Raw genomic sequence first — 12,703 nt, 5'->3', positions numbered from 1 at the left:
GCGGCGATAGTCGCAGCCGGCTGTCGCCGGTCATTCTCTCGCTGTGATCACGGAAGCAATTTCGTTTGCAACGGCCTGCGCTTGGACGCGAATATCCGGCACGGCCGTGATCTCCCAGAACTGGCCTGCGGTCAGCGCGCCGACCGCATAGAGCCGCGCGCGGATTGCGGTATCGCCGGGCACTCTCGATTGCGGATCGACAACGATGCCGAGACCCCGCGGATCTGCCTTGATCAGAGCCTGACGCTTCATCTCCGCAAGCAGCGGTGAATGCGCGATACCCGCCCTTTCGACGCCGGTGCAGTTGATCAGCCAGTCAACGTTCATTCGCTTTCCGTCCCATGTTCCCTTGGCCCGGTAATTGATCGACAGGCCCTTTCCTGTCTCCTCCACTGCCGAGAGGAAGCCCGCATGCACAACGACTTGGCCATTTTCCACCAGCTCGCGAAAACGGCCGTGCACATCTGGCGCCACCCGATGGCGGTGAATGTTCCACCACGGCAGGGCGTGACGAAGAAATCGGCTGCGCTCGGCCGCAGGCAGGCGCGCCCAGAGCGCTTGCGTCTGCGGGCGCAGGCGGTCCATGACCGAGCGCCAGTCGCCTGTAACCCTGCTTTCCTCGCGCAGCCGGTGAAGCAGCGCGCTCATCTTAACCGGCAGGGTCTGCGGATCGAAGTCGGCGGGCGGCTTGGGCGCCACCACATGCCCATGAGGGACGAGCCCACGTCGCGAAAGTACATCAATCTTGCCACGGAAACCGCGCGCTTGCAGCGCCAGAACCTGATCGATCATCGTCAGGCCGGAGCCGAGGATGCAGACGACGTCTTCTCGCCCAACACGCCGTAGCCAAGAAAGCCGCCACGGGTTTTCGATGATCCGCTCTTTGGCCGAAGCGGCCAATCCCGAGACATCGACCGGCAGCGGTGCATTGCCAACGCCAAGGCACAGCACAACATTCCGGCCTGCGATCTCGCCGCCATTGTCGAGGAGAAAGCCGAGCGTTTCGTTGTAACGCTCGACGCAGCCTGTCGCTTTGGCCCGGATGAAATCCACCCTGCATCGCTGCTTCTTGTTGCGCAGCAGTGCTGCCAGGCTATCGCGAACGTAGAGGCCGTAATCCTGTCGGGAGGCAAAATCACCCTCCTTCAACGGCCGCTTGCGCTCGGCAAGCCACTCTACAAAGCCATCGGGCCTGTCGGGAAAGAGGCTCATCCGCCCTGCCGGGACATTCAGCCGGTGAAGATAAAGCTCCGACCTGTAGGCGGTGCCGCGGCCAAAGCCCGGGTCATCGCCAATAACAGCCACCGCCGCGGAAGCCGGAAGGCGTTCAATGAGATTGCAAAGTGTCGCAATCGCCGAGAACCCAGACCCGACCAAAACCGCATCATAGATCATTCATAGCCCTCGCATGCGCACAGCAAACGCGTCCGGACAGGATCGAGTTCCCACGGCTTCAAGCGTAGCGGCTCTTCGGCCGCGAAAGCCCGAGGTGGTCGCGTAGCGTTTTTCCCTCATAATCCGTGCGAAAGAGCCGCCGCCGTTGGAGCTCCGGAACCAGCCGCTCGACAACATCGTCGAGCCCCTGCGGCAGATAGGGGAAGACGACGTTGAAACCGTCGGATCCCCCTTCATAAAGCCACTCGGCCATGTCGTCGGCGATCTGCTGCGGCGTGCCGACAAAGGCGAGACCCGAGTAGCCGCCATAGCGCTGCGCCAGCTGGCGGACGGTCAAACGCTCCTGCTCCGCGAGCCTCAGCACCTGCTCGCGGCCGGTCTTGCTGGCATCGGTCTCAGGCACCTCGGGAAGCGGCTGGTCAGGGTCGAATTTCGAGGCGTCATGGCCAAGCGCGATCGACAGCGAAGCGATAGCGCTGTCGTAATGCACGAGGGTATCAAGACGGGCGCGCTTCGCCCTCGCCTCCTCAAGTGTATCCCCGATCACCACGAATGCCGCAGGCAGAATCTTCAGATGATCAGGGTTGCGCCCCACCTTTCCCATCCGCCCCTTGATATCGGCATAGAGCGCCTGTCCGGAGGGCAAGTCGCGCGGCGAGCAAAAGACGACCTCAGCCGTTTCAGCGGCAAGCTGCCGGCCCGGGTCGGATTGACCGGCCTGAACGATGACGGGCCATCTTTGTGGAGGGCGGGCGATATTAAGCGGACCCCGTACGGACAGTTCAGTGCCTTTATGGTTGAGGGCATGCAACTTCGCCGGGTCGAAGAAGGCACCGCTTTCGATATCGCGGATAAAGGCGTCGTCGTCGAAGCTATCCCACAAACCGGTGACGACGTCATAGAATTCGCGCGCACGTTCGTAGCGTTCGCCATGAGCGACATGCGCATCAAGGCCGAAATTCAGTGCAGCATCGGGATTGGAAGTCGTGACGATGTTCCACCCGGCGCGTCCGCCGCTAATGTGATCGAGAGATGCGAAGCGCCGCGCCACATGATAGGGCTCGTCGAACGTGGTCGATGCCGTGGCGACGAGACCGATGCGGCTCGTCAGCGCCGCAATAGCGGAAAGCAGCGTGAACGGCTCGAACGACGTGACCGTGTGGCTGCGCTTCAAAGCCTCCTCGGGCATGTTGAGCACGGCAAGATGATCGGCCATGAAGAAGGCGTCGAACTTCGCCGCTTCCAGTTTCTTCGCAAACGCGACGATATGGGCAAAGTTGAAATTCGCGTCCGGATAAGACCCCGGATACCGCCAGGCTCCGGTATGGAGGCTGACGGGGCGCATGAAGGCGCCCAGATGAAGTTGCCGTTCGGTCAATTGCGTTCACCTTCTCGGCTCCCGGTGCCGATACTTGTCGGCGGCGTGGGAACTCGGTTGTCGCTTGGGTTCGGCCCAATATTCTCTACGGCGCGCCGGCGCTAAAGGAATATATTTTCGTTCTGCAACTCGGCTGCGAAAAGAAGCCGTGTTTGCGCACGAGCATCAGGTGCCACGTACAGGTCCGCACACGTTAGCATGTGGTGGCGGATGTCGGCACTATGGTACCCGCGCCCAGTCTCACGAGACTCTTTCCACTGAGGAAATAGCCTGCTCTTCAACCTGGCTTTACGAGTTAGCACGCACGGAAGCCGCGCCTTCGCTACGGAAAGCCACACGGCGCCGCCGCAGCATGCAGCTCTGCGTTGAATCGACCTTTTTTGTGTGAGCATTCCCGCAAGCGATGGGCTGTTTCCGAAATCACTCGCCCCAGAGGCAGGAAAGCGGGACCGCCGCCAGTCTATCACCAAAGGGTAGGATCTTGTCCCCGTCGTAAAGAACCCATCCTGCCTTGAAGGCGCTTCCGGTGGCAGCCGCAACTTTCCGGAGGCCCTTGAAATCCGGCGCTGTGACCGTCGCCGCAGCCTTTACCTCAAGCCCGATGATATCGCCGCTCTCATCTTCCAGAATAATATCGACCTCGTCCTGATCTTTGTCACGATAATGATGGAAGGTCGGTCGAGCATCGCTCCATGTGGCGAGCCTGAGAATCTCATTGGCAACGAAGGTTTCGAGCAGGGCACCGAAGGCCGAGCGGTCTCTTGCAATACGATCCTGGGTCAATCCCGTTAATGCGGCAAGAAGTCCGCTATCCAGGAAGAACAGCTTCGGCGTCTTCACGAGACGCTTCAGTGGATTGCGGAACCATGGCTCGATCCTGCGCACCAGAAACAGGTTCTCGAAGATGCCGATATAGCGACGCGCGGTTTTATCATCGAGACCGATTTGTCCTGCCAGCTGCGCGAAATTCAAGAGCTGTCCCGAGTGATGTGCGAGTGCGCGAAGTAGCTGAGGCATCTGGTCGAGACGCTCGACATCGGCGATTTCGCTAACGTCGCGCTCGACAATCGCTCGGATATATTCTCTTGCCCAAGCAGAACGACGGCGAGGATCGGGGCGTGCGATCATCTCCGGATATCCGCCAGTGAGGACGTGTTCGATCAGGTCAGACCCGACAATAACGCTCCCAGGCGCCGTAAGCTCTCCGGCAAATGCCTTGTCGAGGAAATTGCCCTTCCCTCTCAGGACTTCTGCCTGGCCCAGGGGCAGCAGGGTCACAACCTCCATCCTGCCGGCAAGGCTTTCCGAGACGGTCGGAAGCGCAAGGATGTTGGCGGATCCTGTCAAAAGAAATCGGCCGGGACGTCGGTCGTTGTCGACGGCGCTTTTGATGGCGCGCAACAGTTCGGGAGCCCGCTGCACTTCGTCGAGGATTGCAGTATCGATTTGCCTGATAAAGCCGACCGGATCGGTCTTTGCCGATGCGAGCGTCGTGTCGTCATCCAGCGTGAAATACGGCCGGTCTGTCTTGAGGAGAGATCGTACCAGAGTGGTCTTGCCGCATTGTCGGGGTCCATTCACGAGGACGACCGGCGTATCTGTCATGGCTATGGCCACGCGTTGAGACGCACCTCTGGGAAACAGCAGGTCGGCCTTGTTGTTGCTGATCAAATATTGGCCCCTTTGGAACTAACCGTAACTATTCGTCTGATCCGGAAGATATCTTCGTCCAATCCGGATTTCAAGTTCGGCCAATCCGGAAAGGCACGCCGTCTATATCGGAGCTGCCGTCCAGCCAAAAAATTGAGATGGCAAAGGAGAAAACAAAGCGTACTCGGTCGCAGCTCGATCCTCTTGCCCCCGGCTGTCGCTCAATCGCCGCCTGCGCGATCAGCGCAGGTTGTCCATCGCAGGTCAGGTGCCCCGCTCGTCCTGGCCTGCAGGGATGCTCGGCAGCAGTCGCGGCAGTCCGGCCGTCCCGCACTCCGGGAGGTGTCTTCAGAAAAAATGAACACAGGATGGGCTGGCAGGGCGCTAGCCGAGGCAACGGATCGCCACAGCTATTTGACTCCAGCTAAAAAAGTTCTTACTTTGTTCTATTCATTTAGATAGATGAAATAGACATGAACCGGCACACTTCGAACTTCACCTGAGGCCGCACCAATGGATGTGACGGCAGCTTCGACGATTAGAAAGATCATCCATGTCGACATGGATGCGTTTTACGCGTCAGTGGAACAGCGCGATAATCCGGAACTGCGTGGCAAGCCGCTCGCCGTCGGTGGTGCAGCCGCCCGAGGCGTGGTTGCGGCTGCTAGCTATGAAGCACGAAAATTCGGTGTCCACTCGGCGATGCCTTCGGTCACGGCCGCTCGCAAATGCCCTGACCTGATTTTTGTGACGCCCCGCTTCGAGGTCTATCGCGCCGTCTCGCAGCAGATCCGCGAGATCTTTGCCGAATACACGCCGCTGATCGAGCCTCTGTCGCTCGACGAGGCCTATCTCGATGTGACCGAAAACCTCAAGGATATGCCGATCGCGACCGAGATCGCGCTGGAGATCCGCGCAAGGATCAAGGCCGTTACCGGGCTGAATGCTTCAGCCGGAATCTCCTACAACAAGTTTCTCGCCAAAATGGCCTCCGACCTCAACAAGCCGAACGGGCAGGCCGTCATCACGCCGAAGAACGGCCCTGCCTTTGTCGAAGGGCTGGCCGTGAAGAAATTCCACGGCGTCGGGCCGGCGACCGCCGAGAAGATGCACCGCCTCGGAATCCAGACCGGCGCCGACCTCAAGGCGCAGTCGCTGCAGTTCCTGACCGATCATTTCGGGAAAGCTGGTCCATACTTTTACGGCATTGCCCGCGGCATCGATGAGCGCCGCGTCAAGCCGGACAGGATCCGCAAATCGGTCGGCGCCGAGGATACTTTCGCGCAGGACATTCACAGCTATGACCCGGCGCTCGAGGGCGTGCGCCCGCTCATCGCCAAGGTCTGGCGCTATTGCGAGACCAACTCGATCAGGGCAAAAACCGTGACGCTGAAGGTGAAATATGCTGACTTCACGCAGATCACGCGCGCAAGGACAGTCGAGCGGTCTTTCCTGTCTGCCGGCGAAATCGACGAGGCCGTCGCCTCGCTCTTGAAGTCAATCTTTCCGCTGCCGCAAGGCATACGATTGCTGGGGGTGACGCTATCCTCTCTCGAAAGGGCAGATGACCTCCGGACGGATCAGTTGCAGCTAGTTTAGATGACGCGCCCCTCAGAGCGGCGAGCATCCACAATGCTTCTAATGCTGCGTCCACCGCAGCATGTCGACATCGTAGCCGAGCGCTTTGGCCTTTTCGACAAGCATGTTACGGGTCTTTTTTGTCGGGTCGGGTCTCCGAGTCAGGAACCATAAATATCGACCCGAAGGTTCGCCAATTATCGACCAAGAATAATCCGCGGCGCGATCAAGGATCCAGTAATCCCCGTAAAACGGGCCGAAGAACGATACTTTGAGCTTGGCGTTGCCGCTATCCGGGACAGTTTTTGCCCTGCCTTCGGATTCTTTGCGCCTACCGTCTATTCCGCCTTCCCGGCAGTGTTGAGCACGCGGACCATACCATCTTCACCAAGCGAGTAGTCGGCAGTAACGGCCTCGCAACCGCGCTCAAACTGATTTCCGTAGCGCGCCATCTCGAACCAATGGCCTAGGTATTGCTCGATTTCGACAGGCTTGGCTGGCTGAGGTACGGACGAGTTGCCAGAAGGTCCAGCCGGGCTGCACGCAGCCAACACGGCGCCCGCCATTGATATGATTGCGATATTGATTCTCATGCCGTCAGAATACATAGGTGACCGATAGTTCCAGTTGCTCGTTCGCGATGGCGCGTGCGACCGTGCCCGGCTAGCCGTGGGATTCGTGCGACCGGAGCCGATCAGTTATCAGTGCCGCCATTCGTTGGAGTTTCGCAAGGGTCACGCAGACACCGTGCCGATGAAGAAGAAAAACGCGGTCGTGGCTCCCGCAGCCGCGCCCCCGTCGGGTCGGAGCGGACAGCTCGTTCGGTTGCTTTGTCTGCGCAACATCCGCTCCGTTGCGAGAATGGGTCATGCAGTAAGGTTGTCTGGCAAATTGCACGACCTTTCCGTCAGGACGCTGGGCACAGGGCTGACGAGGATCGAGGCGGTTCGAGAACCCGCAAACACATAGAGGTCGAATAGTACCTTAGAAGAAGCGCCTTCAGAGCCCGAGATCGTGTGAAAGAAGAAGTCAAGCGCCCGCCCAGATGACTTCGCCACTCGACCGCCGCCTCCACAGCGTCCGGGACGGCCGGTCGATGTTGATCCATGTGCCGGACGACATCAAGGTCGGGGCGCAGGGCACTTTTTACTGATACCAGACGGCACCCACGTTCGGCGCGATCGAAGGGGCCTCTCCAAGCCGCATTTCATCTTCCGAGTCGTCGGCCAGGGTGATGGCGCCGATTTTTGACTTGACCTTTTCCAACCTTTCGGATGGACAAGCCAGAGTACGTTAGCGTACTATCGGATATCGGCAGCAGAAATGACGAGGCTCGTTGCCGCTGTGAGATTGGCACCTTGCGCCCCGAGACGCGGAGGACGCAACGATGGAGCTGAACTCTGTCAATGTTGATTTCAAAGACAATAAATGGTGGGTACGTGTCGTTGAGAACGGTGCTGTGACCGAACGAGACTTCGTACTTGAAAGCCACGCCCGCAGCTGGGCAAGCGGCCAGAAAGCTCGGTTGAGCCAGTCTGGCAATCGCACCGAGGCAGCAGAGTAACGACCTGCCGAGCCCTTCACAGCTTCAATCAACACCCGCCTAGTCGGATCTATAGTAACCGTGCTTGCGGTCGGAACTATCAGAAATCTACCCGAACCGCCGTACCCACACTTTCACGACTTGGCTCCAGTCGGGATGACCGGTGGCCTTGCTCATCCTTTGTCGCGACCTAACTCACAACCATGGGTATGGAAAGAGTCCGCACTGGCGCCCAGCCGTCGCCGCCGAGAGAAACTCCCGTTGTTACCGAAGGGGGCTGGGCCGAGGTCCAACGGTTGCTAGACGGCCGGACGCGGCACATACGCCTCGAAGGAGAACTGGCCCAGCTTTTCCGTGAACGTTCGGCCACGCAGGCAGCGAAGATCATCCGTGCATGGATGGTGTGGGTTGTTCTGCTGGATGTCGTCACTCTCACGCTAAATCTGCTCCTCCTTCCGTCGCAAACAGCTACAGCAATGTTCTTGCCGGCATCACTGCTTCTTCCCGCCGCAATATCGACCGCCATTTTTTTCTCGAAGCCGCGTGGGCCACGGCAACAATTCTCAGTATTGCTCGGTGGCATCCTGGTCATCTTGCTGTCAGTCGCCCTGGTTGGGGTAGCTTCCGGGGGCGAATTCTATGAGCGGCATCTAACGATCATGTTGTTCGTGGCTGTGACTGCGATAGTGATATTCCCGGTGCCGCTCACCCTTGCAACTATGGTGGGCGTGGGAGCGATCTTTATTTACCTGATATTCCAGCTCCGAAATCCGATGATAGGACCGGGGAGCGCGATCGCGGGCTCGCTGTTTTTTGCGGCTGGCATAATGGCAACCCTGGTAGCGCGCCGGACCGCAATTATTCTGGCGCAGAAAACTTTTCTTCTGGAGCTACGCGATCGCAAACGCCTTGCAGATCTGAAAGATGCTAACGGCCGTCTGGAACGACTGGCCCGCACCGATCCCCTGACAGGTGTTGCAAACAGAAGATCAATGATGGCAACGCTTGAAGCTTATTGGAAGAATGGACCTGGCGGCCTGGAAGCTGCGATGTTGATGTGTGATGTCGACGACTTCAAGCGCCTCAATGATAGTCTCGGCCACGCCGAAGGTGATCGCTGCCTCGTCAAGGTGGCCGGTATCATCGAGAGCAGCTTGAGGAACGACAACGACCAGGTCGCGCGCTTTGGTGGGGAGGAGTTCCTGATTTTTCTTCCTGGTTGCGATGCAAAGACGGCCCTCAGCTTGGCCGAGACGATCCGACAGCGCGTCGAGGCTGCCTCATTTCCCAACCCCGCATCGAGGGCGGCGCCAGTAGTAACGCTCAGCATCGGCGTCGCTACCCTCCCCCTGGACCGTGCGCCAAAGAGCGTGGACGACCTTCAGCGGGAAGCCGATGCAGCACTTTATGCGGCAAAGAGAGAGGGCCGCAATCGGACCAGGGTATGCACTCACGGCAGTTCAGCCAATCAAACGTAAACCTGAGTCCAAACGCTGGCCTTGAAGGATGTTGACCGGCGGCCCGCAACCAATCGATACGAAAATTGAAAACTTAGCCTCCTGGTTTGTCAGGGGCTAACTGCAACCTGAGAAAAACAGCGGCTTATGAACAGTTTGCCCATCGTCAGCCGCTAGCGCTATCCCATATAGAGTCACTCAGGGTTCGAGAGAATGAAGTCGCGCGATGACCAAAGATGCTGAATCGACGATCTCAAGTTTCGTGGCAAGCCGACCTGCTGGCACAACCTGTCCGAGCGAAGTGGCGCGCAGTCTTGCGCGGGATCACAACGATCCGCTGGACTGGCGCAAATTCATGCCGGTCGTCCATGAAGCGGTAGATGTGTTGCTGGCGCGCGGCGAAATTACCCTGACCTGGAAATCTGTCGTAACGAGCGAGCGAGCCGGCCCCTACCGAATAAGCGGTCCCAGCTGAAAGGCTCACTATAATACAGTCAGGATTAGGCAACCGTCATCACCGAGGCGATAGAGGTCGGGGCGTTTTCCGGGAAGCGCAGAAACAGCTGGTTTACGAGCACCGCGCGCTCCCACTTGAAAATGCGTAGCGAACTTCGCACTAAGGTATAGCTTCACCGAAACGCCGGGAAGAGCAACAGGAACCATCGGCGATCTGAGGTCATCCCTCTACATCACCGAGGTTCCTTTGCATGAAGATCGCCGCATAGGACGTGAAGGGCTTCGACGGCGTCGGCGCCGCCCGTTCATTCATGCACTCTGCAAACCTCGCTCTCCAACCTTCCCGAATATCTTCAAATCTTCGCTTGCTCGGCGGAGCTAAAACGCAGTGCTCGGTCGTTTGCCGGAACGATCGCATCCCTCTCCTCTGCGAGAGCATCGCTGGCGGATTTGCTGGGCGCGTAACCAGAGCCAGCCATGACGAAAACTGTTGCCCGTTCCGCCACCAACGAGTTTTATGATCCGGCCGCTGCCCTGGGCCAGCATCATAGGGCCGGCCAGGCGGCAGGTGTTAACGTGCCACGCAGATTGATCTCTACATCCGGCTACCAAATAAGGGGATCGCAGTCCCAAATAGGACTAAAGCCAGGAAACGAGCTGTGGTTGTTGATGAGGACGTCGATTAGGCCCAATTCGCTCGCGACGCGAACAAAGGCATGTTCAAAGGCGGTAAGGTCATCAGGTCGGCCGCAAGGGCGATCGCTTCTTTGCCCGCTTCCTCAATGAGAGAGGCTGTTTCCTTAACTCGGTGGCCTCCGCGCAACACGACAACTTTTGCCCCATCCCTACCCTGCTGTGGAGCGAACTCTTAGACCTATCCTCAACCGCCGCCAGTTACGATGGCGACCATGTTTGAAAGGAAGGCCATGGTTACTCCTATGGTGTTTTGAGAATCGATCTGGATACACAAAATATGCGTGTTTCGGCGATCGATGGCAATGACGGAGGCTCGACTTCGATCGGTCACGGCTAATTCCAAAGCATCGTACCAGGAACCGCTGGACGAGGCACTGGCGCTGGGACGCCCAGTCGACCTAGAAGTCCCCTCAGATCCTGCGTCCATGCCAACGCCGAAAAGCAACAGGGGGGCTTCAGCTCCCGATGCTGATTGACAGTTCCAAACCGGCATGCGGCATTCATGCGCCGACCGGTTGTGGGAGCGTTATATCGCCATAGTCCGGTTATACGTCGACAGAGCTCCCAATGTTGTTTACTTGCGACACGATCGAAACGTCTTGGCACCGGTTTACTGCCGTAGCAGGCCGGCTTCCAAGGCCGCGTTCTTGAACGCTTCCGCTGCTACCGACGGGTCCACACGACCGTCCACAGCGCCGATACAGGCCCGCCGGGCGGCGGCAAAAGCTTTGCCGCCGCGGCTGGGCCAACAGGTCATCAGGCACGCAAGCGCTTCTCGGCTGTTGCTCACGCTCTTAAAATGATCACCGCCGTCGATCGCCACCTCGATTGTTGATTGCCATAGTTCGATCGACATTTCTTTCCCTGCCTCTGTTTTCCATTTTGATCGTGTCCCGCCGCGTGGTGTAGCTGACAGGGTGGTCACCGGCGTTTTCCGCTAGGGTCGGGTTGCTTAGAGCCAACCTGAGGGACACCACCGATGACCGACGACATGATGAACCTGCGCTCGCTTGTTGAGAAGAGCGCTGATGCCGATTTGCTGCGCGAGATGATCGGCTTTGCTGCCGAGAAGCTGATGGCGCTGGAGGTCGCGACGAAGACCGGCGCGGGCTATGGCGAGAAGAACGGCTTCCGACTTGCCCAGCGCAACGGCTATCGCGACCGGGATTGGGAAACACGAGCTGGCACAGTCGAGCTTCGCATTCCCAAGCTTCGCACAGGCAGCTACTTTCCGAGCTTTCTCGAACCACGCCGAATGGCCGAGAAGGCCCTGACGGCAGTCATCCAAGAGGCCTATATCCAGGGCGTTTCGACCCGATCCGTCGACGACCTCGTCAAGGCGATGGGCATGTCGGGCATCTCCAAGAGCCAGGTGTCCCGCCTGTGCGAAGAGATCGACGAGAAAGTGAAGGTCTTCCTCGACCGTCCCACCGAGGGCGAGTGGCCATACCTCTGGATCGATGCCACCTACCTGAAGGTTCGTCGTGGCGGTCGTATCGTCTCGGTCGCGGTCATCATCGCCGTGGGCGTCAACACTGATGGTCGGCGCGAGGTGCTCGGCATGGAGATTGGCACTTCCGAGGCCGAGGCGATCTGGACCGAGTTTCTGCGAAAGCTGACCAGGCGGGGTCTGCGTGGCGTCAAGCTCGCCGTTTCCGATGCGCATGAGGGCATCAAAGCCGCAGTATCGAAGGTGCTCTGCGCCACTTGGCAGCGCTGCAGAGTCCACTTCATGCGCAGCCCATGCTGGTAAGAGCGGACGGCGGGTCGTCTCCGCCTTCATCGCCACCGCCTTCGCACAGGACACCCCGGACGCGGCAAGCACCCAATGGCGCAATGTAGCAGACCAGATCAGGCCGAAGGTGCCGAAACTCGCCACGCTGATGGATAGTGCCGAACAGGATGTGCTCGCATACATGACCTTTCCCAAGCAGCACTGGGCAAAGCTTCACAGCACAAATCCAATCGAACGCCTTAACGGCGAGATCAAGCGACGCACTGAAGTCGTCGGCATTTTCCCCAACGACGATGCCATCGTCAGGTTGGTCGGAGCATTGCTGCTCGAGCAGAATGACGAGTGGGCCGTTCAACGATCTCGCTACATGACACTGGAAACTATCGCCACGATGAGCGATGATCCACTCATCAGCCTGCCAGCAGCAAGCTGACACTCATCCGGCCCTTTGGGATGAGCCGTGGTCGTCTAAGCTACACCACGCCCTGGGACATGATCTCCATTTTGTCTTGAACGCGCCTTCAACGCGTGCTGTTCCGCGATCGGACTTAAGTCCAGGTCATCACCATGGCGGAAGTTGGAACCATTCCAGAACCGTCAGCAGCAGGCTTCGTGCTGGCCTGGAAGGACGGTTTCACGGGCGCTGCGGCAGCTCGTTGTCGCTTCCCGGCGCAGGCTTCGATTTGTTATCCGCTGGGCCATTGCGCGGTATCGGGTTCAGGGCCCGTCCAGGCGTTCCTGTCGCTGTCCAACGGTACTTCAGCCTATCGGACTAAGGTCCGATGCTGGAACCAATGCAATGTCAGAGGGTTGGT

Annotated in this window: 8 protein-coding genes and 2 pseudogenes; 5 read left to right on the top strand and 5 right to left on the bottom strand. The window is 58.7% G+C overall.

The features are described 5' to 3' along the window. Window positions 1-30: 30 nt before the first annotated feature. The 3 genes from ACODR6_RS12210 to ACODR6_RS12200 all read right to left on the bottom strand — a co-directional run bounded on the left by ACODR6_RS12210 (window position 31) and on the right by ACODR6_RS12200 (window position 4,417). Window positions 31-1,395: an FAD/NAD(P)-binding protein gene (locus tag ACODR6_RS12210; RefSeq protein WP_489022563.1), complete on the bottom strand. Its 1,365-nt coding sequence runs from the start codon at window positions 1,393-1,395 to the stop codon at window positions 31-33. A gap of 58 nt (window positions 1,396-1,453) precedes the next feature. Beyond that, complete coding sequence (locus ACODR6_RS12205; protein ID WP_489022562.1) at window positions 1,454-2,773, bottom strand: LLM class flavin-dependent oxidoreductase; 1,320 nt, start codon at window positions 2,771-2,773, stop codon at window positions 1,454-1,456. 420 nt (window positions 2,774-3,193) lie between these two features. Next, window positions 3,194-4,417: an ATP-binding protein gene (locus ACODR6_RS12200; protein WP_489022582.1), complete on the bottom strand. Its 1,224-nt coding sequence runs from the start codon at window positions 4,415-4,417 to the stop codon at window positions 3,194-3,196. 519 nt (window positions 4,418-4,936) lie between these two features. On the opposite strand from ACODR6_RS12200, the gene dinB reads away from it, so the two are divergent. Beyond that, entirely contained in the window at window positions 4,937-6,022 is a 1,086-nt protein-coding gene (dinB, locus tag ACODR6_RS12195) for a DNA polymerase IV (protein ID WP_203431483.1), read from the top strand. 39 nt (window positions 6,023-6,061) lie between these two features. Here the strand turns inward: dinB and ACODR6_RS12190 are convergent. Beyond that, a pseudogene (locus ACODR6_RS12190) lies at window positions 6,062-6,567 on the bottom strand (lipocalin family protein). An 821-nt stretch (window positions 6,568-7,388) separates the two neighbouring features. On the opposite strand from ACODR6_RS12190, the gene ACODR6_RS12185 reads away from it, so the two are divergent. The 3 genes from ACODR6_RS12185 (at window position 7,389) to ACODR6_RS12175 (ending at window position 9,476) form a co-directional block, all read left to right on the top strand. Then, the gene (locus tag ACODR6_RS12185; protein ID WP_203431482.1) at window positions 7,389-7,565 is read left to right on the top strand and encodes a hypothetical protein; all 177 of its coding nucleotides are present in this window, start codon (window positions 7,389-7,391) and stop codon (window positions 7,563-7,565) included. A gap of 188 nt (window positions 7,566-7,753) precedes the next feature. Beyond that, the gene (locus ACODR6_RS12180) at window positions 7,754-9,022 is read left to right on the top strand and encodes a GGDEF domain-containing protein (protein ID WP_489022581.1); all 1,269 of its coding nucleotides are present in this window, start codon (window positions 7,754-7,756) and stop codon (window positions 9,020-9,022) included. A gap of 205 nt (window positions 9,023-9,227) precedes the next feature. Next, complete coding sequence (locus ACODR6_RS12175; RefSeq protein ID WP_203431480.1) at window positions 9,228-9,476, top strand: DUF3253 domain-containing protein; 249 nt, start codon at window positions 9,228-9,230, stop codon at window positions 9,474-9,476. Window positions 9,477-10,763: 1,287 nt separating this feature from the next. Here ACODR6_RS12175 and ACODR6_RS12170 read toward each other — a convergent pair. After that, window positions 10,764-11,009 (bottom strand): DUF982 domain-containing protein, encoded by a 246-nt coding sequence (locus ACODR6_RS12170; RefSeq protein ID WP_203431479.1) that lies wholly within the window; start codon window positions 11,007-11,009, stop codon window positions 10,764-10,766. Window positions 11,010-11,132: 123 nt separating this feature from the next. Between ACODR6_RS12170 and ACODR6_RS12165 the strand changes: the two are divergent. Next, window positions 11,133-12,321, top strand: a pseudogene (locus tag ACODR6_RS12165) (IS256 family transposase). The last annotated feature ends 382 nt before the right edge of the window (window positions 12,322-12,703 follow it).

The sequence above is a fragment of the Rhizobium sp. FG96 genome, from assembly GCF_057808655.1.
The sequence above is the reverse complement of the archived record's forward strand: the minus strand, read 5'-3'. Positions and strand labels throughout refer to the sequence as shown.